Source organism: Tateyamaria sp. syn59 (assembly GCF_007995245.1).
Classification (GTDB): domain Bacteria; phylum Pseudomonadota; class Alphaproteobacteria; order Rhodobacterales; family Rhodobacteraceae; genus Tateyamaria.
In genome coordinates this window covers 15,923-39,508 of record NZ_VCBA01000013.1, presented here as the reverse complement: position 1 = coordinate 39,508, position 23,586 = coordinate 15,923, and the positions used below count along the sequence as shown (strand labels likewise).

Here is a 23,586-nt window from a genome sequence, read left to right as displayed (position 1 = left end):
CCCGTGTTTGTTTTCGCGGCTGTCTTATCGTGATGGCGCGCCCAAGCCAAGAGCGGGTAATCGTGCTCAAATCTGCGGCATTTGGCCAAGCTTGCGATTGTGTCTCAATTTTTTTAATCTGAACTGGTTAGTTTAGACGTAAGCTCTTATATGCCGCGTGACGCTTCGTCAGTTTGCGAAGTGCCGTCTATCAGGAAAGAATACGAAATGCGGATTGTGTCGTTGATCTTGGCCATTGTTGTGGGCGCAGGGCTGTATTTTTGGATTATCGAGCGGGAACGAACCCTCGCGTTTCTTGCGGGCGGGGCTGAAACCGCCGAAGGTGACACCGCGGATGCGCCGTTGAACGGGGCTGCAGAGGCTTCGGGCGACCCTGACACCCAAGCCTTGATCCGAGTGGTTGCCCGTGCATCGGTTGCGCGGGAAATAGACAATGCCGTGGTCTTGCGCGGCCAGACAGAGGCCGCACGCGAAGTCGAAGTGCGGGCCGAGACATCCTCAACCGTCATTTCTCCGCCGCTGCGCAAGGGGACATTTGTCGAAGCAGGTCAGCTGATGTGCGAGCTGGACCCTGGCACGCGTGCATCAACCCTCGCAGAGGCGCGCGCGCGGCTGGCCGAAGCCATCGCCAACAAGACCGAAGCAGAAAGTCGGGTGCCGGAAGCCGAGAGCCGGGTCATCGAGGCGCAGGCCCGTATCGACGAAGCGCTTGTGAACCAGAACGCGGCCCGCCGCCTGAGCGAAGACGGTTTTGCGGCAGAAACCCGCGTCAAGAACGCCGATGCGGCGGTAGCAGCAGCGCAAGCCTCGCTCGAAGCAGCAAAGGCCAGCGTGACCGCGTCCAGATCCGGCTTGCAGGCCGCAGACGCCACGATCGAAAGCGCCAGCGCAGCTATTGCCACGGCGGAAAAGGAACTGGAGCGGCTGGAGATTCGCGCGCCCTTTGCCGGGTTGTTGGAAAGCGACACGGCAGAACTGGGCACATTGCTGCAGCCCGGTTCACTCTGCGCCACCGTGATCCAGCTTGATCCGATCAAGCTGGTGGCCTACGCCCCGGAAACCGAGGTCGCACGTATCACACCGGGCGCGACCGCCGGTGCCCGCCTCGCGGCAGGCGGGCAGGAGGTTTCGGGTGAAGTCACCTTCCTCAGCCGTGCGGCTGACCCGACCACACGTACCTTCCGCGTCGAGATTGAAGTGCCCAATGCCGATCTGAAGATCAGCGACGGCCAGACGGCTGAAATCGCCATTTCCGCAGCAGGCGCGAAGGCGCATTTCCTTCCATCATCGGCACTAACACTGAACGAGGATGGGGCCCTGGGCCTGCGCACCGTGGACGAAGACGGCATTGTCGCATTCAATTCGGCGACGGTCGTCCGGGACACCGCACAGGGCATCTGGCTGGCCGATCTACCCGATGAGATCAACGTGATCGTGGTGGGACAGGAATTCGTGACCGCAGGTGTCACTGTCGCGCCGACCTTCCAGGAGCAGACACAATGACCGGTATCGTTGACTGGGCCGCCTCCCGCGCGCGGATGGTCGTGGCCTTTGTCTTTCTGTCTATCGCGGCGGGGGCACTGGCCTATATCGTGTTGCCCAAGGAAGGCGAGCCGGACATCGAAATCCCGACACTGGTGATCTCGGTGCCGTTCCCCGGCATTTCGGCTTCGGATTCCGAGACCCTGCTGATCAAGCCGATGGAAACCGAACTGGCCGACCTGGACGGACTGGACCGCATGTCGACGACCGCCGCCGAAGGCTATGCCAACGTGGTGCTGGAGTTCGAGTTTGGTTGGGACAAGACCCAGGTCATGGCCGATGTGCGGGATGCCATGGACAAGGCTGAAGCCGATTTCCCTGACGGGTTCGAGCAATACACGGTTGAAGAGTTCAACTTTTCCGAATTCCCCATCGTGATCGTCAACCTCTCGGGCCCCGTCCCCGAACGCACGATTGCCCGCGTGGCCAAGAACCTGCAGGACGATATCGAAGCGCTGGACGCGGTGCTGGAGGCGAGCCTTGTCGGCAACCGGGACGAGATGGTCGAGGTGGTCATCGACCCGCTGCGCCTTGAGGCCTACAATGTCACCGCAGGCGAGTTGATCACGGTTGTCCAGAACAACAACCAACTGATCGCAGCAGGTGAGGTGGAGACGGCGCAGGGTGCCTTTGCCGTCAAGATCCCCTCCTCTTTTGACGACGTGCGCGACATTTATGAGTTGCCGGTCAAGACCAATGGCGACCGCGTCATCACGCTGGGCGATCTGGCGCAGATCAATCTGACCTTTGAGGACCGCGTCTCGACCGCCCGTTTCAACGGGGCGGACACCGTCGCCCTGCAGGTTGTCAAACGCAAGGGTTTCAACCTGATCGACACCGCCACCGAGGTGAAGGAACTGGTCGCCGAGCGTAGTGCATTGTGGCCCGATGGGCTGAAAGCGGTTGTCAACGTCGGCACATCGAACGACCAGAGCCGCGAAGTGGCGTCGATGGTGCGTCAGCTCGAAGGCTCTGTCCTGACCGCCATCGCGCTGGTGATGATCGTGTCACTGGCGTTTCTGGGGCCGCGGGCCTCTGCCCTCGTGGGCTTTGCCATCCCGACATCGTTCCTGCTGTGCTTTGTCCTGTTGGCAATCATGGGCATTTCGGTGTCGAACATCGTGATGTTCGGCCTGATCCTGTCGGTGGGTATGCTGGTGGATGGGGCCATCGTGGTCGTGGAATATGCCGACAAGCGGCAACAGGCGGGGGTCGGCCCCATGCAATCCTATGTGGATGCGGCCAAGCGTATGTTCTGGCCGGTCGTGTCGTCGACCGCGACCACGCTCTGCGCGTTCCTACCCATGCTGTTCTGGCCCGGTGTGCCGGGCGAGTTTATGGGCATGTTGCCCGTCACGCTGATCTTTGTTCTGTCCGCGTCGCTGATCGTTGCGCTGGTCTACCTGCCTGTGATGGGCGGTGTGCTGGGGCGGTTCATTCAGGCGCTGAGCAACGGCAACCAGCGCATCGCCACGATGCCGATCCTGGCCCATGCGGGATTGTTCGTGCTGTCCGGCGTAATGATGCTTGGCCTCATGGCGGTGCCGTTTCTGCTCGACCGTGTTACCGGCGCCTTTGCGGTGATGGATCAACAAAACGTGTTTGGATCCGTCCTGCCCACCTTCATTGACGTGTTCATGTTCGGCCTGACCATGCTGGTGCTGGCCGCGCTCGCCTTTGCAGGGGCTATCATGGCAGCATTGTCGGTGACCGCCCTGTTTCTGCGCCTTGGGTTTGGCCTCACCTGGGGCTGGCGCAAAGTGTTTGGCACGCGCAATCGCCGTGTGAATGCGGGCTATCAGCGGTCGACCTTCGGCTATGTCATTCAGGGCATTGTCGGCAATCCGATCATGCCACTGGTCATGATCGGCTGCGTCTTTGTCTTTGTCGGCACCACGATGATCTTCTTCATCAACAACAATCGCGGTGTGGAGTTCTTTGTCGAGACGGAGCCGGAGCAGTCGATTGTCTATGTGCTGGCCCGCGGAAACATGTCGCTGGACGAAAAGGACACGTTGCTGCGTCAGGCCGAAGAGATCGTGCTGGCGCATCCCGGCATCAAAAGCGCCTTTGCCTTTGCCGGTGCCGGTGGTCTGAACGCCAACACCGGCGGTGCGCAAAGCCCGCGCGACACCATTGGTCAGATCCAGTTGGAGACCATCGCATGGGAGGACCGGCCCGACACGTCCGAGCCATGGTTCACGATCCCCTTCACCGATCGGACGGTCATGCGGCAAGTCAAGGCATCTGATTTTGACGGCAACACCATCCTGGATGAGCTGACGGCGGAGCTGTCGCAGATCCCGGGCATCCGGACCGAGGTTCTAGCGCTGGCGCAGGGCCCGGCATCGGCCAAGCCTGTGCATCTGCGCATCAAGGGCGACAATTGGGAAGACCTGTTGCAATCGGCATCCCTCGCCCGAGCCCAGTTCGACAGCACGCCGGGCCTGACCCGGATCGAGGACACGCGCCCCCTGCCCGGCATCGACTGGCAGATCGACGTGGATGTCGAAAAAGCGGGCCGTTTCGGCGCTGATGTGGCGACCGTTGGCGCGATGGTGCAACTGGTGACGCGCGGTCTGCTGCTGGACACGATGCGGGTGGACACGTCGGACGAGGAAATCGAAATCCGCGTGCGCCTGCCGGAAGATGACCGGGTGTTGTCCACGCTCGACACGCTGAAGGTGCGCACGGCGGATGGTCTGGTGCCGCTGGCCAACTTCATCACCCGCATCCCCGTGGCCGAGTTGGCGCAGATCAGCCGGGTCGATCAGAAGCGGTATTTCGATGTGAAGGCGGATGTCCTCGACGGCCTGCATAAACTGGTGCGGACCGAGCGGGTCAATGGCACCACAGATGTCGAGCAGATCGTCGCCACCGTGCGCCCCTCAACGGATGCCGTTGTCACTGTCGATGGGCAGGGATACGCCCTCTTCAACCTCGCGCCCGAGGGCCGGGGCGTGGACCTACAGGCAGAATTGAATGCGGGTGAGTTGCGGATGATCCCCGTAAACGCCAACGAGCGCATCGCTGAGATCACAAAATGGGTCGAAACGAACCCGTTCCCCGCAGGCGTCGAAACCGAATGGACCGGCGACCAGGAGGATCAGGCCGAATCCAGTGCGTTCCTGGGGCAAGCCTTTGCCGGGGCCCTGTTCCTGATGTTCATCATCCTGCTGGCCCAGTTCAATTCGATCTACAACGCGCTCCTCGTGCTAGGTGCGGTCGTGCTGTCCACGACCGGTGTGCTGATCGGGATGCTTGTCATGGGACAGGCGTTCTCGATCATCATGACGGGTACGGGCATCGTCGCGTTGGCGGGCATCGTGGTGAACAACAACATCGTGCTGATCGACACCTACCAGGAATACGAAAAATACATGCCCCGGATCGAGGCGATCATCCGCACGGCGCAGGACCGTATCCGCCCCGTGCTGCTGACCACGATCACGACGATGGCGGGCCTTGCGCCGATGATGTTCGGCCTGTCTCTGGACTTCGGCAATGGCGGTTACACCGTCGACAGCCCCACGGCACTTTGGTGGAAGCAGTTGGCGACGGCGGTCGTATTTGGCCTGGGGATTGCCACGGTGCTGACACTGATGGTGACGCCATCCTTGCTGGCGCTGCGGGTCTGGATCGTGACCTATGCCGGTTGGCTCAGCCAGCTCTTTGCCAAACTTTCCATGGGCCGCGCCAGCCGCGCGGCACAGGACTGGGCGCTGTCGCGCGATTGCAAGACCGTGGCAACCGAGGAACTGGTCTGGGACTTCGGCGAAGAACCCGCCCATGCTGAGGCGCCACTGCCCAAACCACTCACGGCGGCACCGCTTAAAGCGGCGGAATAGGCGCACGAGCGCTGCCGCGCCGAAAAGCAAAAGCGCCGGTCTTCCGACCGGCGCTTTATTCGTTCCGGGTCCACGAACCGCCTGTCAATCTGGCACACCTGCCTGCGACCACGCGGCATAAAGGTAGAACCCACGTTCTGCGTTACCTCGCCAGGAGCTTCCTACAGCGCAGACTTTTGCCTTGAGACAAGGCCGCATCTTGTCTGCGTTTATTAAAACGCGTGCTTTATGAAACGGCTACGGGATGGCAGGCGGAGTCCGTTTGACGGCAAGACAAGGCCGCGCGGCGCGTCACAACTCGTCCGCTTGCTGCCGCTGCCACAGTTGGGCGTAGCGCCCATCGTTGGCCAGCAATTCATCGTGGGTTCCGGTTTCGACGATTTCACCCTGTTCAAGCACAACGATGCGGTCCGCCTCTGCGATCGTGCTGAGCCGGTGCGCAATGGTCAGGACTGTGCGCCCCTGACCGGCGGCGTTCAGTGCTTCCTTGATCTCCTGCTCTGTCTCGGTGTCGAGCGCGCTGGTGGCTTCGTCCAGCAGGAGGATGGGCGGGTTCTTCAGAAGCGTGCGTGCAATGCCGACGCGCTGCTTTTCACCGCCCGACAGCTTCAGCCCGCGCTCGCCCACTGCGGTGTCATACCCGTCCGGCAGGCCCATGATGAAATCGTGGATCTGAGCCGCCTTGGCCGCCCGTTCGATATCCGCGTAAGTGGCGTCATCGCGTCCATAAGCGATGTTGTAGCGGATCGTATCGTTGAACAGCACCGTGTCCTGCGGCACGACGCCAATGGCTGCATGCAGGCTGTCTTGGGTGACCTCGCGCACGTCCTGCCCGTCGATGCGCAGCGCACCCGACGCCACATCATAGAACCGGAAAAGAAGTCGCCCGATTGTGGACTTACCCGACCCGGTCGAGCCGACGATGGCCACCTGCTGGCCGGGTTCAGCCACGACCGATACGCCCTTGAGGATCGGTCGGGCCGCGTCATAGCCGAAATGCACGTTATCCAGTTCGATCCGTCCGCCGGTCACATCCAGTGCCTTGGCGTTCGGAGCGTCCACCACCTCGGCCGGTTGTTCGAGCAGATCGAACATTTCGCCCATATCCACCAGCGCCTGCCGGATCTCACGGTAGACGGTGCCGAGGAAATTGAGCGGCATAGTGATCTGGATCATGTAGGCGTTGACCATGACAAAATCGCCTACGGTCAGCGACCCGTTCTGCACGCCGATGGCCGCCATAACCATGACACCCACAAGGCCCGCGGTGATGATCAGCGACTGGCCGAAATTGAGGAAGGCCAGCGAATAGCTGGTCTTGAGCGCCGCCGCCTCGTACCCTTCCATCGCCTTGTCATAGCGCCCGGCTTCGCGCGCCTCGGCGCCGAAATACTTGACCGTTTCGTAATTGAGCAGGCTGTCGATGGCCTTTTGGTTGGCGTCCGTGTCCTGGTCGTTCATGACCCGTCGCAGCTTTACCCGCCATTCGGTGACGGCAAAGGTGAACCAGACATAAAGCCCAATGGTGACGGCCACGACGACCAGATACCAGATGTCGAAAAGGATCGTGAGCACGACCCCGATCATCAAAAGCTCGAGCACCAGCGGCCCGATGGAGAACAGAAGGAAGCGCAGCAGGAATTCGACGCCCTTTACCCCGCGTTCGATGATGCGGCTCAGCCCACCGGTCTTGCGCGTGATGTGGTAGCGCATGGACAGGCGGTGGATGTGCTGGAAGGTTTCAAGCGCCAGCATCCGCAGCGCGCGCTGCGCGACACGGGCAAAGATGGCGTCGCGCAGTTGCTGAAAGCCCACGTTCATGAGCCGCGCCACCCCATAGGCAACGGTGAGGCCGATAGCCCCAAGGGCGAGGTCCGAGACACCTTCGCCGCTCAGGACGTTGACGGCGTCGCGGTATAGGATGGGCGTGTAGACCGACACGACCTTGGACAGGACCAGCGCCAGCATCGCCAGAACGACCCGTTTCTTGACCCACGGTTTGTCGTCAGGCCAGAGATATGGCGCGACCTTACGGATCGTGCGCAGGCCGGATTTGCGTTCGGCTTCTGCCACCTTGTCGCTGGGGTCATTGGAGTGGGGCGCTTGATCAGCGGGTGCTGACGACGCTGAGCTGTCTGCGGGCATGCGGGTAGGTTCCTGACGTTCAGGTGCCACTATCTAAGGCAGCGGTGGGTGAGTTGCCAGCGCGCCGGTCGATTTACACGTCAGTTTGGTAGGGCAAAGATCTGGCCGGGAAAGATCAGGTCCGGATTGCGGATGCGGTCGCGGTTGGCCTCGAACACCTGCACATAGAGCGTCCCCTCACCGTAGCGGTCGCGTGCAATGGCCCAGAGGGTGTTTCCGGCCTGAACCGTGATCTGTGTAGCGGGGGCTGCGACCCCCTCTGTCTGGGCCAGCACTTGTGGGTCTTCGCGTCGGAATGGTGTTTCGACACGGCTGGTGACCTGCCCCGCGGTGTCCAGTTCGTCTACGCGCAGGGTGTAGGTGCCTGTGTCGATGTCGGGCAGTTCGCCCTTCCAGCGGCCGTCGGATGCCACGTCGATGTCGGCGACGGGCGCGTTGTTCACGTAGACGCGCACGGCATCGGCGTCGGCCTGCGCCCGGCCTGCAAGCTCAACCTCGCCTGCGTCGGAATAGCTGATGCTGTCGAGGGCAATATTGTCCAACGCCTCGGGGGCTGTGTTGCCCAGCACTTCAACGCCGTCTTCGGTGGATTTGAGCACTGTGACCTGCTGCGCGCTGTCGACCTGTGCGGTTTGTACCGGGTCTGCTTGCGGTGCGTCAGCTTCGGCAACCGGCGCTTGCGTGACCGCAGCCCCTGCCGGGTCGGGCGCTGTTTTCGCGGCGGCGGTGTCCTCGGCGTGCCGCTCGGGTGCAACAGGGTCAGTCGGCGCCGTAGCGTCGGATGCTGCAGCGACTGATTGAGCGTCCGGTGTCGCAGCCTCCGGGGTCGCTTGTGCGGAGCCCGCGTCTGCAGGCAGGCGCGGCTCCTCTATCGCATCTTCCGGTATGGCCATAGCCACCGCTTCCGTTTGTTGGGGTTCGGCCGGGGCTGTGGCAACGGCATTCGGCTCGGGCTGACGTTGCGGTGCAAGGATCACCTCATCCACCGATGCAATCTCGTCAATGCCGACGCGCTGCACGACGGTCAGGACCTGCGCCTTTTGGCTGGGCGGCAATTTGGTGATTGCGGCAAAGCTTCCGCCGTTGTCGGTGGTTGTTTCTGCATTCTGCGCGCCGTCCAGCAGCACCGACACCTTGCTGCCTGGCGCTGCGCGGCCAGCGATCACGGTCAGGCCATCGGGTTCCACGCGCACCTCGTCGATCGAGGGCGGATCAAGCGGCACAGCGACGTCAGGTGTAGCTTCAGCATCAGGCGCGGCGGCGGTCACTTGCGGCGCGGTCGCAACCTCGGTCGGTTGTGCGACCGGGACTGGACCGGACTGGTTGGCGTTGAAGTACAGCCCAGCGCCAACGGCCACTGCCGCCACAACCGCGACCGTCCCGACCAAGGCACCGTTTGACCCGGCAAATGCCGCCCATTTGGACATGTAGACCCTTTCCACCGCACCGGTTTTCCCGGTTTCGTTGCGCTTCAATAACAGGCGGCGCTATAGCGGTCAAAAGAACGGCGTCACAAAACCATCACTTTCGCGCGCCCGTTACAGGAGCACCACATGTCCTATCTGTCCGTCTGCGTATATTGCGGCTCGCGCCCGGGTGTTTCGCCCGCATTCAGCGTTGAGGCCGAGGCCCTTGGCGCAGGCATTGCAGCGCGCGGTTGGCGACTGGTTTATGGCGCGGGGGATGTGGGCCTGATGGGATCAGTCGCACGGGCCGCACAGGCCGAGGGCGGCGATACGTTCGGTGTCATTCCGCGTCACCTGGTGGACTGGGAGGTCGGAAAGACCGACCTGACCCGCTACGTCGTGACCGAGACCATGCACGAGCGCAAGAAGGTCATGTTCATGAATTGTGATGCGGTGGTTGTCATGCCGGGCGGTGCCGGATCACTTGATGAGCTGTTCGAGGTGCTGACATGGCGGCAACTGGGTCTGCATGAGAAGCAGGTCGTTCTGATGAATGTCGAAGGGTATTGGGACCCGCTGGTCGACCTTTTGCAGCACGTTGTGACAAAGGGGTTCGCCGACAAGTCACTGCTGGACTACTACTCGGTTGTCGAGTGCGCGGCTGAGGCACTGGCCGCGCTGGGTTAGGCACCGGCTGCGGCATTGGCAATCCGCAAAACGCGATTCCGGTGATGTCCGACACCGCCTCAACCTCGCTGCTTCGTTCCATCAAACACAAATGAAAAGGGCCGGCAGCAGCGCTGCCAGCCCCCACAAAGCTGTATTAAGCTTGGCCAGACCGATTACATGCGGCTGGCGACGTTTTCCCAGTTCACGAGATTGTCGAGGAAGTTCGTCAGATAGGCAGGCCGCTTGTTGCGGAAGTCGATGTAGTAGGAATGCTCCCACACGTCGCATCCCAGCAGTGCCGTCTGACCGAAGCAGAGCGGGTTCACGCCATTTTCGGTCTTGGTGACTTTGAGGCTACCGTCGGTGTCCTTGACCAGCCACGCCCAGCCGGAGCCGAACTGGCCTGCACCTGCCGCGGAAAACTGTTCTTTGAACGTGTCGACCGAACCAAAGCTTTCGGTCAGGGCCTTCTCCAACTCACCGGGTATTGCGCTGTCGCCCGGGCCCATCATTTCCCAGAACTGGTTGTGGTTCCACAACTGGCTGATGTTGTTGAAGATGCCGTTCTGGGCCACGGCGCTGGCATCGTAGGTGCCGACGATGATCTCTTCGAGCGACTTGCCCTCCCACTCGGTGCCTTCAATCGCCTTGTTGCCGTTCGTGACATAGGCGTTGTGGTGCAGGTCGTGGTGATATTCCAGCGTCTCTTTCGACATGCCGTTGTCCGCCAGAGCGTCGTGGGCATAGGGAAGGTCAGGAAGTTCAAAAGCCATTGGGGCCACCTCATTTTCGTATTACAGTCCGCTCCTGACAGATCGTGCGTTACGCTGCAAGATCAAGGCGAAGCCGTACGAAATGTCACTGTGTCTGAGGATCAGAACAGCGCTCGGCCAGAGGAAACAGCACAGGTGCCGCTGCCGAAAGGACGGTTGGCAAACCCGCTGAGCCAACCGCGCATGGTGAACCCCTTGTCGTTTGGGCGATACTGCAAAGTGTAGTCGACGTTGAAACTTTGTGAGCCCGACTTGAGGTTGTTCACTTCCCACTTCAGCCGGTACTGTCCGTTGCCAAGCAGTTGGAAGTCAGCGGCGATAGGTTTTTCGTAGACATACATGACGACTCCATCGACGACAGCCGCCTGACCCGTGTTCGGATTGACCGAGAAGATGACGCGGTCTTGAATGAACCCGCGTCCTTCCAGGGAAGCCACCTTACAATCATAGGTCGTGGTTTGTGCAAAAGCCGCTGGTGCGGTCAGCATTAAAGCAGCAGTCGCCAGTTTCAGAATATTACGTTTCATTGATCGGGCCCATTTTCAGAGAAATACAATCGCGGAGTTTTCGCAAAGCACATGCAGCGCTGTTTTGCGTGCGGTGTAAGTTGATTTCTTATACTGCGTGCGCAGGTGGTCGGCTAACTCTCATGCTTGCCTAGCACGCTATTCGATAACGCAAGCGCCGCGCCCCTGCACGGTGTTGTCAGCAGCAAAGATGTTGCCGCGCACAAAAACCTGCTTCGTGGCGATATCAATTGTGGCGCGGTAGCTGACCCTGGCCGGTGTGGTCGTTGTCGGGATACCGTTCACAACCCATTGCAAGCGGTACTTGTCGCCACCCATCTTCTTTACCTTGGCCGCGACCGGTTCGCCATGCACCTCGTGCACAAAGACGTCGTAAACCAGGGCGCTGTCCTGGCCTGGCACAAGTTCGAATGCCAGAACGGGCGACACGAACGAGTCCTTCGCTGCCTTGATGTTGCAAACATACTGTTCCGCAAAGGCAGCTGTGGACATTACGATTGCGGAGGCTGCGCCCAACAATACTGTTTTCACTCGATACTCATAGATCTGGTTGTTGCTATTGCACCCAAACACGAAACCTATGCCGATTTCCAGACTAAAAGTAACTCACAGTTGAGCCACAGGCAGATGCGGTCTTTAGCAAATCGTAAACATACTGCGCCTGGCTGCGGAAACAGATGATGCGGAAGTGGTCCGTGTCGTGCAGCCAAAAGGCAGCAGGCACTTGCGCCATCCGAGTGCGTCGGAACATACCTTTCGTGAAACGCTCCGGCGCCAGATCAACCGGTACGAGCTTGGCCAGAACATCCCGCGCGTTCGGGCCGGACAGGTCAAAGACCGCGCGCGCGTCAGAGACGTTGAAGCACAGGCTGTGAATGCCCTTGAGAGCCGTCTGCATCTTTTCGATGTTTGCCGCGACCTCATCATATGGGCACAGCACCAGCAATTCGTCCGGCGACATCCAGCAGAGACCGCGGTCGTCTGTGCACTGCGCCTGTCCCTGATCGGGCATATCCACCGCGGCAACGCCAGTCGCGGCACTTCGTATGGCCGGATCGCTTAGGTCGCCGCGCAGAGTGATCATGCCCTGCAGTGTCACTTCGCTGATCGTTGCGATCCCGTCGGACCACGTGGCGCCGTTCAGCGCACTGACTGCCTTAGACATTCTGCTTCTCCCCTTCGGGATCAAAAAAGACGGGGCTCACGATCTTGGCCGTATAGGTGGTGCCATCAGTGCCGGGAAAGTCGATCACCTCACCCATGCGATCAGGACCGTGTAGCACGAGGCCCATGGCGATCCCCCTGTTCAGGTTTGGTGAGTGATAGGACGACGTCACCCGCCCCTGCATGTTGCGTTGACCGTTTTCGTTGGTTCCAGCTGCCACAGCATAGGCCCCGTCAGGCAGGACCGAACCATCGACGGTTTCCAGCCCGACAAGCTGCCAGCGCTCGGGATCGATCATATGCGTGCGCTCCTGCGCCCGTTTGCCTAGGTAGTCGTCCTTCTTCTTCGACAGCGCCCAGTGCAGGCCAAGATCCTGGGGGATCACGGTGCCATCGGTTTCGTCGCCGATCATGATGAAGCCCTTTTCGGCGCGCAGGATATGCAGCGCCTCTGTGCCATAGGGCATGACACCAAGCGCATCGCCGACGGTCATCAGCGCATCCCAGAACGCCTGCCCTTCGGAGGCTTTGACGGCAATCTCGTAGCTGAGCTCTCCCGAGAACGAGATGCGGTAGGCGCGGACGTCGAACCCGCCCAGCGTGCCATCGGCCCATTCCATGAACCCAAGCGCCTCAGCAGAGACATCCATGCCGCCCAGCGCTTCCAGAGCCTTGCGCGCTTTGGGGCCGACCACGGCGATCTGGGCGTATTGCTCCGTCACGTTGGCGACATAGACCTTCATGTCCCACCATTCGGTCTGCAGCCATTCTTCCATGTGTTGGTGGATGCGCTCGGCCCCTCCGGTGGTGGTGTGGCAGAGGAACGTGTCCTCGTCGATCCGGGCCACCACGCCGTCGTCGATCAGAAAACCGTTTTCGCTGCACATCAGGCCGTAGCGGCATTTGCCAGGCTTCAGCGTGCTCATCATGTTGGTGTAGAGCAGGTCGAGGAACTTGCCCGCATCCGGCCCTTTGACAACCAGCTTGCCGAGCGTTGAGGCGTCGAGCAGCCCAAGGTTTTCACGAACGTTTCTGGTCTCGCGCATAACAGCGTCGTGCACGGTCTCGCCGCTGCGAACATAGGCGTAGGGACGGCGCCAGTGGCCCACGGGTTCCCAGTTTGCGCCGTTTTCGTGATGCCAGGCATGCATCGGGGTTTGGCGGACGGGTTGGAACACCTTGCCACGCGCTTCGCCCGCGATGGCGCCCATGGAAATAGGCGTATAGGGCGGACGGAAGGTAGTCGTGCCGGTCTGCGGGATCGGCTGGTTCAAGGCGTCCGACAGGATCGCGAGCCCGTTGATGTTGCTGAGCTTGCCCTGATCCGTCGCCATGCCGAGGGTCGTGTAGCGTTTGGCATGTTCGACGCTTTCAAACCCTTCCTGCGCGGCAAGCTGCACATCCGACACCTTGACGTCGTTCTGGTAGTCGAGCCACGCCTTGCCACGCAACGCCGTCCCTGCCGCCTGCGGCATGAGCCAGACAGGGGCCATCGGCGCCTCTTCGGTGCTGGCGGCGTCGGGTGCGGGCTTGGGTATGGCCTCATGTCCAGTCGCTCGGGCCGCTGCGTGACCCATGGCGTGTGCGTCACCGACAATCTCGGTCAGACCGAAATGGCCGTTTGCAGCGCCAGCGCAGCTGACGAAGGGTGAACCATCCGCGCCTGTCGGCGCTTTATCCACATCGGGGCGGAACATGGCGAAATCACTGTCCCAGAGCAGCTTGCCACCGCAATGCGACCACAGGTGGACGACCGGAGACCAGCCGCCTGACATGGCAACCGCGTCGCAGGCGATCTCTTCCAGAACTGCGCCCTCGCCCGCCTGCGCGCAGACGGCCACGCCGGTCACGCGCTTACCGCCCAGAACCTTGGCAACGCCGTGGCCCATCATCACCCGAATGCCTGCGGCTTTCGCTTCGGCCATAAGCGGGCTGTCGACGGGCAACACACGTGCGTCCAGAATGACCGGAACATCCAGCCCCGCCGCTTTCAAAGCGGTTGCAGTGCGGTATGCGTCGTCATTGTTGGTCACGATGACGGTTCGGTCGCCCGCGCTGACACCGTAGTTCACCACGTAATCCCGGACGGCAGAGGCGAGCATCACGCCCGGTATGTCATTGCCTGCAAAGGACAACGGACGTTCAATGGCGCCTGTTGCGGTGATGATGTGCCCGGCACGGATACGCCACAGGCGATGGCGCGGACCGTCTGTTTCGGGTGCGTGGTCCGTCAGGCGCTCATACCCGAGGACATAGCCGTGGTCATACAAACCTGCCCCCATCGTGCGTGTGCGCATCGTGACATTTGCCATGTCAGCGAGCTCTGACACCAGTTCGTCCACGATCTTATCCACAGGCTTGCCGTCAACTTCGCCGCCGTCAACGGGCGCACGACCGCCCCAATGGGCCGTTTGTTCTAGGATCAGAACCCGCGCACCAGCCTGAGCCGCTGAGCGCGCGGCCAAAAGACCGGCAATGCCACCGCCGATCACCAGTACATCGCAAAACGCATGGAAATGCTCATACGTGTCCGCGTCCCGTCCCTTGGGCGCTTGGCCCAGGCCGGCGGCTTGCCGGATGAACGGCTCGTACACGTGCTTCCACAAGGGCCGCGGGTGGATGAACATCTTGTAGTAGAAGCCTGCGGGCATGAACCGCGACAGCTTGGCGTTGATGGCACCCACATCGAATTCCAGGCTCGGCCAGTGGTTCTGCGATGTGGCAAGCAGACCTTCAAACAGCTCGGTCGTGGTGGCGCGCTGGTTCGGCTCGAACTTGCCCTCGACCCCGAGGTTGACCAAGGCGTTGGGCTCTTCCGCTCCGGCAGCGACGATGCCGCGCGGGCGATGGTATTTGAACGACCGGCCCACCAGCATCTGGTCATTGGCAAGCAGGGCAGAGGCGAGCGTGTCCCCCTCGAACCCACGCATGTGCTGGCCGTTGAAGGTAAAGCGCACCGCCTTTTCCTTGTTGAGTAGGCGGCCACCCGTGGCAAGACGTGTGCTCATGTTTGGGCCTCATCGCTGCGGCTGGCGTGGGAGCCCCCGGCGGTGGTATTTTTGGGCAGAAGAAACATCACGCGAGGTCCCTCCACGTCCAGCCGGGGCGCTTTTCAGAGATTGCGTCGAGGATCTCTTTTGGCGGTTCTGTCACTTGGGCCGAATACGTCCCGAACACCTCAAGCGTCGTTGTGCAGCGCGCCGCATGAAACCACTTGCCGCATCCATAGACATGCCGCCAGCGTTCGAAATGCACGCCCTTAGGGTTTTCGCGCATGAACAGGTAGGTCTCAAAGTCATCGTCAGATGATCCGGGTCCGAAGCGGGTCAGGTGTGCCTCACCCCCTGCGTGAAACTCGGTCTCTTCGGCTGTGACGCCGCATACGGGACAAGTCAGCATCAGCATGCGCGTGGTCCGATGGTTGGTGCGGACACGCAAAAGGCGGGCGCCCGAAGACGCCCGCCTAATGCGGTCCGAATAGTTGGGGAGGAGTTATTCGGTTGGCACCGCGATGCCTGCAGCGCCGGTCGAGTCAATGACTGCTGGCGCAACGGCATCCTGGGTTGGCGCGCCTTCGCGACCGCCCGAGCCGACAGAGCCCAGAAGGGCAAGCAGCGCGACAACGGCAACGACGACGGCGAATGAGATAAGAAGCCCGCGGCCGGACACGCCGTCGCCACGATAGATATTCGGGTTAGGATAGTCTGACATGAGTAAGCCTCCGATTTCTGAAGCCTCATGTCAGCACTGGAACGGCCTAGCGCAATTGGTACGCGGCAATGGCCCGGAAACGGGCCGAGGGCAGCCGGTTTAGCCGGTTTCAGGTGGCCACGTTCCGCTTGTTTGGTGATTTTGCGTGACCTGACCGGCGATTCTGTGCCACTGTCAACCAAAGTTGACAGGAGATCACCATGGATCACACAACCGGCGCCATCCTGGTCTTTGGCGCGATCGCAGTAGGTGCGGTCATCATGTTTATGCTCGAACGGCGCGCGGCGGCCAAGCGGCTCGAAGCCCGTGGCGGGCGCGAAGTGGATGTCGCCAGCCTGATCGCCTTTGGCTCTGCCGCGGGCGAAGGAGAAAAGACGCACGACTGACATCAGTGTGCGACCCCTGCCGCAACGCTTTCGTCGATGAACCGCCCCTCGCGGAAGCGGTTGAGACCAAATTCGTCGGTCAGTGGTGACCGACCCTTGGCGATTAATTCTGCCATGGCCCAGCCGGATCCGGGTATCGCCTTGAACCCGCCAGTCCCCCAGCCGCAATTGATGAATACGCCATCCACCGGTGTCTTCGACAGGATGGGAGAGCGGTCACCCGTCACATCCACAATACCGCCCCATTGACGCAGCATCTTGAGCCGCGAGATCATGGGGAAGGTTTCGATCAGGGCACGCACTGTTTCCTCGATATGGTGGAACGAGCCTCGCTGCGTGTAATTGTTGTACCCGTCGGTGCCGCCACCGATCACCATCTCTCCCTTGTCGGACTGGCTCATGTAGCCGTGCACCGTGTTGGCCATCACCACCACGTCCATGCAGGGTTTGATCGGCTCTGACACCAGCGCCTGAAGGGCGACGGACTCAATGGGCAGACGGAAGCCCGCCATGTCGGCCAGGTGGCCGGAATGCCCTGCCACGACGATGCCCAGCTTGTCGCAGTCGATGGCACCCTTGGAGGTATCGACACCAACAACCTTGTTGCCCTCGCGCCGGATGGCGGTGACTTCGCATTTCTGGATGACGTCCATGCCCATGTCCGAACACGCGCGCGCGTAGCCCCAGGCGACCGCGTCGTGCCGCGCGGTGCCGCCGCGCGCTTGCCACAGACCTCCCATGACCGGGTAGCGTGGGCCGTCCAAATGGATGATCGGGACCAGTTCCTTGACCTTTTCCGGGCCGATGAATTCGGTTTTGACGCCTTGAAGCGCATTGGCGTGGGCCGTGCGCTGATAACCGCGAACCTCGTGATGGGTCTGCGCCAGCATGATCACACCGCGGGGACTGAACATGACGTTGTAATTCAGATCCTGGCTCATCGTCTCATACAGGCTGCGCGCCTTTTCGTAGATGGCGGCCGAGGGATCCTGCAGATAGTTCGAGCGGATGATCGTCGTATTGCGGCCCGTATTGCCGCCACCGAGCCACCCTTTTTCCAGGATCGCCACGTTCGTGATGCCGAAATTCTTGCCCAGATAATACGCGGTCGCGAGCCCGTGGCCGCCGGCACCGACGATGATCACATCATATTTCTTCTTCGGTTCTGGCGCACGCCAGGCCCGTTCCCAGCCGGTGTGGTAGCGCGCGGCCTCTCGGGCGATGGCAAAGGCAGAGTATTTTTTCATGTGCAGCCGTCTGGAACCTTGGAATCGCGATGCGGATTTCTCACGTTTTAATCGCCTTTGCGCCCGAAAAAAGGGGCCGCACCCGCGTCGCTTTTTGACGGATTTGCGACACGTCCATCAGCCCTGCGACATAACGGGTCCGGCATGGCCCCTTTTGCGTGGCGCATGCAGGGGTTACATGACGTGAAGGCTTGGATGTGAGGCGCATGTATTTCTGGATTGTGACAGCACTTTTGACCCTTGCGGTTCTGGCAACGCTGGCCCGCGCGATGCTGCGTGGCTCGGTCGGAGACCGCCCACCGGCGGCGTATGATCTGGACGTGTACCGCGACCAATTGCGCGAGGTGGATCGCGATCTGGCGCGCGGCGTGGTGTCCGAGGCTGATGCCGACCGGGTGCGCACCGAAGTGTCGCGTCGCATCCTGGCCGCCGATGCCGCACTGCAAAAGCAAGAGCAGAAGCTGGAAGGCTCCGGCGGGTATATCACGCTTGGGCTAACCATCGGTTCGATCGTGGTGGGCACATATGTGATCTATGACGCGTTGGGCGCGCCCGGATACGGCGATCTCGCGCTGGCGGATCGGATCGAGGCTGCACAAATCCTTCGCGAAGAACGCCCCAGCCAGGAGACGGCCGAGGCGAGCCTGGACCAACGCCCACCGCCGGCGGATGTCGATCCTGATTACATCGCGCTGGTCGAGCAGTTGCGGCAGGCCGTCGTCACCCGCCCAGGCGACATTGAAGGGCACGAATTACTAAGCCGAGCCGAGGGGCGGCTTGGTAACTTTGCACGCGCCCATGCCGCCAAGGCGCAGGTGATCAGCCTGAAAGGTGCAGACGCGACCGCATCCGACTTTTCGGAATATGCCGACCTGCTGATCCTCGCGGCTGGCGGATATGTGTCGCCCGAGGCAGAGGGCGTGCTTGAACGCGCCTTGTCGATGGATCCGACCGACGGACCATCCCGTTACTACTATGGCTTGATGAATGCCCAAACCGGGCGCCCGGATACGGCGCTGCGCATCTGGGACCAACTGCTGCGGGAAGGTCCGGCAGAAGCGCCATGGATCGGCCCCGTGTCGGCTCAGATCGAGGACATCGCCATACGCGCCGGGGTCAACTACGCCCTGCCTGCCATTGGCACAGGCCGTGGCCCCAACGCCGACCAGATCGCGGCAGCCGAAAATCTGAGCCCGTCAGAGCGTATGGATATGATCCAGGGCATGGTTTCGGGCTTGTCCGACAGGCTTGCGACCGAGGGTGGCCCGGTAGAGGATTGGGCCCAGTTGATTTCTGCCCTTGGCGTATTGGGTCAGATGGATCAGGCCCGCGCCATTCTGATCAACGCCCGCGAGGTGTTCGGCGACGACCCTCGCGCCGGTGACATCCTGAGCGAAGTGGCCGACCGCGTGGGCCTCGAATGATCACAGACGACACTGCGTCTTTTGTGAACGCCCTGCCGCCGATGCAGGCGCTGATGGGCCTGGACCTGGGCGACAAGACCATTGGTGTCGCGGTATCGGATACGTTCTGGTCTGTGGCCACACCGCTTGAGACTGTGCGCCGAAAGAAATTCGGTGTGGATGCCGCCCGTTTGCAAGAAATCATCGCAGAACGGCGGGTCGGAGGCCTGATCCTCGGCCTGCCGCGCAACATGGATGGATCCGAGGGGCCGCGTTGCCAGTCTACACGCGCCTTTGCGCGGAATTTCGAGCGGCTTTGGGACGGCCCCATCACCTTTTGGGACGAGCGGCTCAGCACGGTTGCAGCGGAAAAAGCGCTGCTTGAGGCGGATACGACACGGAAACGTCGCGCCGAGGTGATTGATCATGTGGCCGCCGGTTATATCTTGCAGGGACTGCTGGACAGGCTGGCAGTTATGAAGAGGCAGGCATGACCGACGTTCCCAGTTCAGTGGTGTGGAAACGCAACGAGATGGAAAGCCCCTGCGTGCAGATCTGCGTGATTCATCCCGAGACGCGTCTGTGCACGGGATGCGCCCGTTCCATTGACGAGATTGGCGGGTGGAGCCGGATGGCGCCCGAAGAGCGTCGTGCGATCATGGCGGACTTGCCGAACCGGGAGGCAGCCCCCAAGGGACGGCGCGGCGGACGGGCGGCCCGGCTGAAACGGTAGCGTGGACCACCTCGGGACCCGACAAGACCCTTCAAAGATCGTTTAGCCAATCTCGAGGGTCTGCAAACTCCGGGCGGAAAAACGCGATCATACGCCCTGCACCTGGCGGCCCGGTCCAAGGTGCGGTCCCGTGCAGCGCCATGCGGTGGATCAGGAAAGCCTGGCCCGGCCTTGCGGCCATCGGCACGGCATCGCAGCGTTCAAAAACCTCTCGGCGGGCGGCGTGGTAGGCCTCTGTCACGTCTACAGTCTTGGGGTCACGCCCCCCGATTACGTCGGCAAGGGCAGCCTGCATGATGATGTGGCTCCCTTTCCACACGACGGTCGGCGATGCGGACACGTCCTTCAGGGGCAAGCCCAGGATGTATGCATGAAACTCACGTGGAAAGCGCCGCCGGTCTTTCCCCTCTGGCAGCAATCCGTCCACATGAGCAGCCATGCGCGTCACGCGGTACCGATGATTTGCCTCGGACTGATCAGGGTCGCGCGCGGGATAGCCGGGATACACAATCGACACTTGTGCCGGATGAAGTAGCAGATCGGGCACATCCGTTTGCCACGGACCGGCAAGCGGGACGTTTTCGACAGCGCCTTGGCGGTCATTCGGGAGCAGATCGACACCCACGAACCAGGTGTCGCCATGACGCAAGTTCTGCGCTCGGACCTGCGGATCCGTTGCCAGTCTTGCGGCGACGTTGTGCGCGGCATGAGCCCACCGCGCCGTGCGTGGATCGTGGTCGAACACGACAAAGCCATCACGGGACATCATCCGAGGACAACCTTGCGCAGCATGTTCAGGGCAACCAGCACCAGAAAAACCGCAAAAATCCGTTTTAGCGGGCCCGGATCCATCGCATGTGCCAACCTCACGCCCCAGGGCGCCGTGATCAATGTAATGGTGATGACGATGCCAAAGGCGATCAGGTTCACCGCACCAATTGTCAGAGGTGGCACCGGCCCTTCGATCCCAACCGTTAGAAAGCCGATAACCGAGGGTACAGCGATCAGCACGCCAAAGCCTGCGGCCGTCGCGACGGCGCGGTGGATCGGTACGGAAAAGAGGCTCATCAACGGCACGCCAAAGCTGCCGCCACCAATCCCCATAAGGACCGACAGAAAGCCCATGGCAGGCGACACAGCGGCGCGCCGCGCGCCCACGGGCATGGACGCGCCCAGCCGCCAGCTTTCCCGGCCAAACGCCATGTAGAGGCCGATGAGAAGGGCCAGGATGCCAAAAGTTGCTTGCAGCGTCGTCGAGCGCAATTGCGCGACCAACAGCATCCCCAGCACAGCGCCGATGATAATACCCGGCGCCCAGCCTTTCAGAATGTCCCAGTCAATGGCCTCTTTTTTGTGGTGACTGAGAACAGAGCGCGCGGATGTGACCATGATCGTCGCCAGCGAAGTGGCCAGACACATCTGCATCACGTCGGGTCCGTCATAGCCGAGGGTCTGGAATGCGTAGAAGAATGCTGGCACCAGAACAATGCCGCCGCCTACACCCAGAAGACCCGCAAACACGCCTGCAAACGCACCGATGCCCGCAAGCAGCAGCGACATATGGATGAAAAGAGTGGTGTCCGGCATAAGCGGCTCCGCCGAATGTCGCGTGCTGCTACACCGCTTTGGCGTCCGGGACCAGTGCAGTGACGTGGGCAAGTGCCGCTTCGACCAGTTCCGGTCCCGCGCCATCTTTGGTGGCACCCTCGCTGATGACACGGCGCCATGCACGCGCGCCGGGACGTCCGGCAAACAGGCCCAGCATATGCCGTGTGACCTGATGCAGACGTCCGCCCGCACTCACATGCGCCTCGATATAGGGCAGCATGGCAAAAACGGCGGTTTCGGCTGATCGGTCCTCGCCCGCGCCAAAGATTCTGCGATCCGCTTGTGCGAGGATATCTGTTGGCTGGTGGTAGGCTGTCCGCCCGATCATGACGCCGTCAAGCCCACTGTCCAGCAACGCTTCCGCCTGCTCCAACGAAGTGACACCGCCGTTGATGGAAATGTGCAGATTGGGAAAGAGCCCCTTCATTCTTTGAACGAGGTCATAGTCCAGCGGGGGAATATCGCGATTTTCCTTGGGGCTCAGCCCCTTGAGCCAGGCCTTGCGGGCATGAATTGTGACCCGCTCGCAACCGGCGGCAACGATACGGGACAGGAACTCTGGCAACACCTCTTCGGGATCCTGGTCATCCACACCGATGCGGCACTTTACGGTGACAGGCACGTCCACTGCGGCCTGCATTTCGGCCACGCAAGCGGCGACAGTTGCCGGATGGCGCATAAGGATCGCACCGAATGTCCCCGACTGGACACGATCCGATGGGCAGCCGCAATTCAGGTTGATCTCGTCATAACCCGCGACCGCCCCCAATCGCGCCGCCTGTGCCAATTCGGCGGGATCAGAGCCGCCAAGCTGCAGCGCCACTGGATGTTCAGCTGGATCGTGGTCTAACAGATGCAATGCGCCGCCACGCACCAACGCAGGCGCCGTCACCATTTCCGTGTATAGCAGCGCATGCGTGCTCAGCTGCCGGTGGAGGTAGCGGCAATGCCGATCCGTCCAATCCATCATGGGGGCAGTCGATAGTCTCGCTGCCTTAGTGGCTGCGTTCTTGGGCATTGAACACTCTCCAAAGGTTCAAAAGTTTTCAGGTGGGACCTATTCCGTGCACGATACGCAGGTAGTGTATGATAAGCCATCCCGCCTCGCGCAAAGACGTGCGACCGGCAGCATTGGCGTCAAGGGCGAAAAAGACTAGTAACGACGCCTCGGCGTTGCCACGTTGAGGTCAAAACGACCGACGACCGTCAGCGCACTGCCGATAAACACACAAACCGGCTCCGTCGTAATTGGGAGCAATCTCACGAAAGCTCCCCCGAACCAGCTTGTCACGACACGTATTCGGCAGTTCCCAAAACGACAAAAACGTTGGATGGCTTGCCCTTTTTTTGCCGTTTCCTTTGCGTTGCTCTAGGGAACGGATAATCCCGCGTACTGATGCGCAACCAGCCTGCCTGCCTGTAATCCAAGCTTTCAGGATAGCGATTACTATAGATTATCTGGGGTGTATCCCCTTGACATACGGTAGACCAATACCCACGTAAAGGGTATGAAACAGACCAACGTACGCCAGTTCTTCACACAATTCCCCAACGATGAAGCCTGTCTTGAGCATTTGTTCAACGTCCGCTTTGGTCAGGGCCACGAATGCCCCAAGTGTGAGCGCGAGGCGAAGTGGTATCGCCTGACCAATGAGCAGGCCTATTCGTGCCAGTGGTGCGGCCACCACATCCACCCGATGGTTGGCAGCATCTTTGAAAAGTCGCGCACACCGCTGCAACTCTGGTTCTACGCTATCTTCCTTTTCACCACGTCAAAGCACGGCGTGAGCGGCAAGGAATTGCAGCGCCAGCTTGGCGTGACGTACAAGACCGCATGGCGCATGGCGAAGCTGATCCGCGAACACATGGCGGCAGTCGATGGTGATGCGCCTCTGGGCGGCGCTGGTGAGGTCGTAGAGGTTGATGAAACCTTTGTGGGTGGCAAGACTACCGGGATGGACTGGCGTAAACGTAAGACCGTTGTCATGGGTATGGTTGAGCGCGGCGGTGACGCGATCCTGCAAGTTGTCCCTGACCAGACGCGCTGGTCATTGGTGCCAGAGATTATAGAGCACGTGAAGCCCGGCTCAGAGGTTCACACGGACGAACTGCGTGCCTATCAGAAGGCGCTTCCCGTCACCGACTACACCCACGAGACGGTCAACCACGGCAAGGGCGAGTACGCCACGCCAGACGGGACCAGCACGAACCAGATTGAGAGCTTCTTCAACCATTTAAAGAAGTCGATTGCAGGCACGCACACCAGCGTTTCGCCAAAGTACCTAGAGCGTTACGTCAAAGAGTTTGAGTACCGCTTCAATCGTCGGATGCGTCCTGAGACGATGCTGGATGAGTTGCTTTCCCGCTTTCCTGAACTGGACGCTTAATCAAGGCGTCTAGCTTGTCGAGGTCGCCGTCTGGGTC

The 23,586-nt window shown here is 61.0% G+C and carries 21 protein-coding genes; 8 read left to right on the top strand and 13 right to left on the bottom strand.

The annotated features are described in order from the left end of the window. Nucleotides 1-207: 207 nt before the first annotated feature. Both FD715_RS18840 and FD715_RS18835 read left to right on the top strand, forming a co-directional pair. The gene (locus FD715_RS18840) at nucleotides 208-1,503 is read left to right on the top strand and encodes an efflux RND transporter periplasmic adaptor subunit (RefSeq protein ID WP_147113656.1); all 1,296 of its coding nucleotides are present in this window, start codon (nucleotides 208-210) and stop codon (nucleotides 1,501-1,503) included. Further along, a complete protein-coding gene (locus tag FD715_RS18835; RefSeq protein WP_147113653.1) occupies nucleotides 1,500-5,390 on the top strand; it encodes an efflux RND transporter permease subunit in 3,891 nt (1,296 codons plus the stop codon). The genes FD715_RS18840 and FD715_RS18835 overlap by 4 nt, the downstream gene beginning before the upstream one ends. A gap of 291 nt (nucleotides 5,391-5,681) precedes the next feature. On the opposite strand, the gene FD715_RS18830 is transcribed toward FD715_RS18835, so the two are convergent. Both FD715_RS18830 and FD715_RS18825 read right to left on the bottom strand, forming a co-directional pair. Further along, on the bottom strand, nucleotides 5,682-7,535 hold the full coding sequence (locus tag FD715_RS18830) for an ABC transporter ATP-binding protein/permease (protein ID WP_147113650.1): 1,854 nt from the start codon (nucleotides 7,533-7,535) through the stop codon (nucleotides 5,682-5,684). 80 nt (nucleotides 7,536-7,615) lie between these two features. Continuing rightward, nucleotides 7,616-8,962, bottom strand: a complete 1,347-nt coding sequence (locus FD715_RS18825; protein WP_147113647.1) for a LysM peptidoglycan-binding domain-containing protein — start codon at nucleotides 8,960-8,962, stop codon at nucleotides 7,616-7,618. Nucleotides 8,963-9,088: 126 nt separating this feature from the next. On the opposite strand from FD715_RS18825, the gene FD715_RS18820 reads away from it, so the two are divergent. After that, the gene (locus FD715_RS18820; RefSeq protein ID WP_147113644.1) at nucleotides 9,089-9,628 is read left to right on the top strand and encodes a TIGR00730 family Rossman fold protein; all 540 of its coding nucleotides are present in this window, start codon (nucleotides 9,089-9,091) and stop codon (nucleotides 9,626-9,628) included. 155 nt (nucleotides 9,629-9,783) lie between these two features. Here FD715_RS18820 and FD715_RS18815 read toward each other — a convergent pair whose 3' ends face one another. The 7 genes from FD715_RS18815 to FD715_RS18785 all read right to left on the bottom strand — a co-directional run bounded on the left by FD715_RS18815 (nucleotide 9,784) and on the right by FD715_RS18785 (nucleotide 15,785). Then, nucleotides 9,784-10,383: a superoxide dismutase gene (locus FD715_RS18815; RefSeq protein WP_147113641.1), complete on the bottom strand. Its 600-nt coding sequence runs from the start codon at nucleotides 10,381-10,383 to the stop codon at nucleotides 9,784-9,786. A gap of 101 nt (nucleotides 10,384-10,484) precedes the next feature. After that, nucleotides 10,485-10,910, bottom strand: a complete 426-nt coding sequence (locus FD715_RS18810) for a hypothetical protein (protein ID WP_147113638.1) — start codon at nucleotides 10,908-10,910, stop codon at nucleotides 10,485-10,487. Nucleotides 10,911-11,048: 138 nt separating this feature from the next. Continuing rightward, nucleotides 11,049-11,441: a hypothetical protein gene (locus FD715_RS18805; RefSeq protein ID WP_189799554.1), complete on the bottom strand. Its 393-nt coding sequence runs from the start codon at nucleotides 11,439-11,441 to the stop codon at nucleotides 11,049-11,051. Between the two features lie 64 nt (nucleotides 11,442-11,505). Next, nucleotides 11,506-12,075, bottom strand: a complete 570-nt coding sequence (locus FD715_RS18800) for a sarcosine oxidase subunit gamma (RefSeq protein ID WP_147113632.1) — start codon at nucleotides 12,073-12,075, stop codon at nucleotides 11,506-11,508. Next, complete coding sequence (locus tag FD715_RS18795; RefSeq protein WP_147113628.1) at nucleotides 12,068-15,082, bottom strand: sarcosine oxidase subunit alpha family protein; 3,015 nt, start codon at nucleotides 15,080-15,082, stop codon at nucleotides 12,068-12,070. Before FD715_RS18795 ends, FD715_RS18800 begins: the two co-directional genes overlap by 8 nt. A gap of 67 nt (nucleotides 15,083-15,149) precedes the next feature. Further along, nucleotides 15,150-15,479, bottom strand: a complete 330-nt coding sequence (locus FD715_RS18790; RefSeq protein WP_147113623.1) for a sarcosine oxidase subunit delta — start codon at nucleotides 15,477-15,479, stop codon at nucleotides 15,150-15,152. 87 nt (nucleotides 15,480-15,566) lie between these two features. Further along, entirely contained in the window at nucleotides 15,567-15,785 is a 219-nt protein-coding gene (locus tag FD715_RS18785) for a hypothetical protein (protein WP_147113620.1), read from the bottom strand. Nucleotides 15,786-15,985: 200 nt separating this feature from the next. Between FD715_RS18785 and FD715_RS18780 the strand changes: the two genes are divergently transcribed. Next, nucleotides 15,986-16,171 (top strand): hypothetical protein, encoded by a 186-nt coding sequence (locus FD715_RS18780; protein ID WP_147113617.1) that lies wholly within the window; start codon nucleotides 15,986-15,988, stop codon nucleotides 16,169-16,171. A 2-nt stretch (nucleotides 16,172-16,173) separates the two neighbouring features. On the opposite strand, the gene FD715_RS18775 is transcribed toward FD715_RS18780, so the two are convergent. Beyond that, on the bottom strand, nucleotides 16,174-17,418 hold the full coding sequence (locus FD715_RS18775) for a sarcosine oxidase subunit beta family protein (protein ID WP_147113614.1): 1,245 nt from the start codon (nucleotides 17,416-17,418) through the stop codon (nucleotides 16,174-16,176). A 206-nt stretch (nucleotides 17,419-17,624) separates the two neighbouring features. On the opposite strand from FD715_RS18775, the gene ccmI reads away from it, so the two are divergent. Genes ccmI through FD715_RS18760 form a run of 3 tightly spaced genes read left to right on the top strand, consistent with a single transcriptional unit; the run spans nucleotide 17,625 to nucleotide 19,554 of the window. Next, nucleotides 17,625-18,842: a c-type cytochrome biogenesis protein CcmI gene (gene ccmI / locus FD715_RS18770; protein WP_147113611.1), complete on the top strand. Its 1,218-nt coding sequence runs from the start codon at nucleotides 17,625-17,627 to the stop codon at nucleotides 18,840-18,842. Further along, the gene (gene ruvX / locus FD715_RS18765; protein ID WP_147113608.1) at nucleotides 18,839-19,315 is read left to right on the top strand and encodes a Holliday junction resolvase RuvX; all 477 of its coding nucleotides are present in this window, start codon (nucleotides 18,839-18,841) and stop codon (nucleotides 19,313-19,315) included. The genes ccmI and ruvX overlap by 4 nt, the downstream gene beginning before the upstream one ends. Continuing rightward, on the top strand, nucleotides 19,312-19,554 hold the full coding sequence (locus FD715_RS18760; RefSeq protein ID WP_147113605.1) for a DUF1289 domain-containing protein: 243 nt from the start codon (nucleotides 19,312-19,314) through the stop codon (nucleotides 19,552-19,554). Before ruvX ends, FD715_RS18760 begins: the two co-directional genes overlap by 4 nt. 31 nt (nucleotides 19,555-19,585) lie before the next feature. On the opposite strand, the gene FD715_RS18755 is transcribed toward FD715_RS18760, so the two are convergent. The 3 genes from FD715_RS18755 to dusA are packed head-to-tail and all read right to left on the bottom strand — an operon-like array spanning nucleotide 19,586 to nucleotide 22,180. Continuing rightward, complete coding sequence (locus FD715_RS18755) at nucleotides 19,586-20,323, bottom strand: hypothetical protein (protein ID WP_147113601.1); 738 nt, start codon at nucleotides 20,321-20,323, stop codon at nucleotides 19,586-19,588. Beyond that, on the bottom strand, nucleotides 20,320-21,141 hold the full coding sequence (locus tag FD715_RS18750) for a sulfite exporter TauE/SafE family protein (RefSeq protein WP_147113598.1): 822 nt from the start codon (nucleotides 21,139-21,141) through the stop codon (nucleotides 20,320-20,322). The genes FD715_RS18755 and FD715_RS18750 overlap by 4 nt, the downstream gene beginning before the upstream one ends. Before the next feature lie 28 nt (nucleotides 21,142-21,169). Continuing rightward, complete coding sequence (gene dusA, locus FD715_RS18745) at nucleotides 21,170-22,180, bottom strand: tRNA dihydrouridine(20/20a) synthase DusA (protein ID WP_147113595.1); 1,011 nt, start codon at nucleotides 22,178-22,180, stop codon at nucleotides 21,170-21,172. 490 nt (nucleotides 22,181-22,670) lie between these two features. Here dusA and FD715_RS18740 point away from each other — a divergent pair, with 490 nt between their 5' ends. Continuing rightward, on the top strand, nucleotides 22,671-23,549 hold the full coding sequence (locus tag FD715_RS18740; protein WP_147113592.1) for an IS1595 family transposase: 879 nt from the start codon (nucleotides 22,671-22,673) through the stop codon (nucleotides 23,547-23,549). The last annotated feature ends 37 nt before the right edge of the window (nucleotides 23,550-23,586 follow it).

What these genes read in the sequence shown, in the direction of transcription:
- FD715_RS18840 (WP_147113656.1), top strand. Translation starts at nt 208, where the DNA reads ATGCGGATTGTGTCGTTGATCTTGGCCATTGTTGTGGGCGCAGGGCTG.
- FD715_RS18835 (WP_147113653.1), top strand. Translation starts at nt 1,500, where the DNA reads ATGACCGGTATCGTTGACTGGGCCGCCTCCCGCGCGCGGATGGTCGTG.
- FD715_RS18830 (WP_147113650.1), bottom strand. Translation starts at nt 7,535, where the DNA reads ATGCCCGCAGACAGCTCAGCGTCGTCAGCACCCGCTGATCAAGCGCCC.
- FD715_RS18825 (WP_147113647.1), bottom strand. Translation starts at nt 8,962, where the DNA reads ATGTCCAAATGGGCGGCATTTGCCGGGTCAAACGGTGCCTTGGTCGGG.
- FD715_RS18820 (WP_147113644.1), top strand. Translation starts at nt 9,089, where the DNA reads ATGTCCTATCTGTCCGTCTGCGTATATTGCGGCTCGCGCCCGGGTGTT.
- FD715_RS18815 (WP_147113641.1), bottom strand. Translation starts at nt 10,383, where the DNA reads ATGGCTTTTGAACTTCCTGACCTTCCCTATGCCCACGACGCTCTGGCG.
- FD715_RS18810 (WP_147113638.1), bottom strand. Translation starts at nt 10,910, where the DNA reads ATGAAACGTAATATTCTGAAACTGGCGACTGCTGCTTTAATGCTGACC.
- FD715_RS18800 (WP_147113632.1), bottom strand. Translation starts at nt 12,075, where the DNA reads ATGTCTAAGGCAGTCAGTGCGCTGAACGGCGCCACGTGGTCCGACGGG.
- FD715_RS18795 (WP_147113628.1), bottom strand. Translation starts at nt 15,082, where the DNA reads ATGAGCACACGTCTTGCCACGGGTGGCCGCCTACTCAACAAGGAAAAG.
- FD715_RS18790 (WP_147113623.1), bottom strand. Translation starts at nt 15,479, where the DNA reads ATGCTGATGCTGACTTGTCCCGTATGCGGCGTCACAGCCGAAGAGACC.
- FD715_RS18785 (WP_147113620.1), bottom strand. Translation starts at nt 15,785, where the DNA reads ATGTCAGACTATCCTAACCCGAATATCTATCGTGGCGACGGCGTGTCC.
- FD715_RS18780 (WP_147113617.1), top strand. Translation starts at nt 15,986, where the DNA reads ATGGATCACACAACCGGCGCCATCCTGGTCTTTGGCGCGATCGCAGTA.
- FD715_RS18775 (WP_147113614.1), bottom strand. Translation starts at nt 17,418, where the DNA reads ATGAAAAAATACTCTGCCTTTGCCATCGCCCGAGAGGCCGCGCGCTAC.
- ccmI (WP_147113611.1), top strand. Translation starts at nt 17,625, where the DNA reads ATGTATTTCTGGATTGTGACAGCACTTTTGACCCTTGCGGTTCTGGCA.
- ruvX (WP_147113608.1), top strand. Translation starts at nt 18,839, where the DNA reads ATGATCACAGACGACACTGCGTCTTTTGTGAACGCCCTGCCGCCGATG.
- FD715_RS18760 (WP_147113605.1), top strand. Translation starts at nt 19,312, where the DNA reads ATGACCGACGTTCCCAGTTCAGTGGTGTGGAAACGCAACGAGATGGAA.
- FD715_RS18755 (WP_147113601.1), bottom strand. Translation starts at nt 20,323, where the DNA reads ATGATGTCCCGTGATGGCTTTGTCGTGTTCGACCACGATCCACGCACG.
- FD715_RS18750 (WP_147113598.1), bottom strand. Translation starts at nt 21,141, where the DNA reads ATGCCGGACACCACTCTTTTCATCCATATGTCGCTGCTGCTTGCGGGC.
- dusA (WP_147113595.1), bottom strand. Translation starts at nt 22,180, where the DNA reads ATGCCCAAGAACGCAGCCACTAAGGCAGCGAGACTATCGACTGCCCCC.
- FD715_RS18740 (WP_147113592.1), top strand. Translation starts at nt 22,671, where the DNA reads ATGAAACAGACCAACGTACGCCAGTTCTTCACACAATTCCCCAACGAT.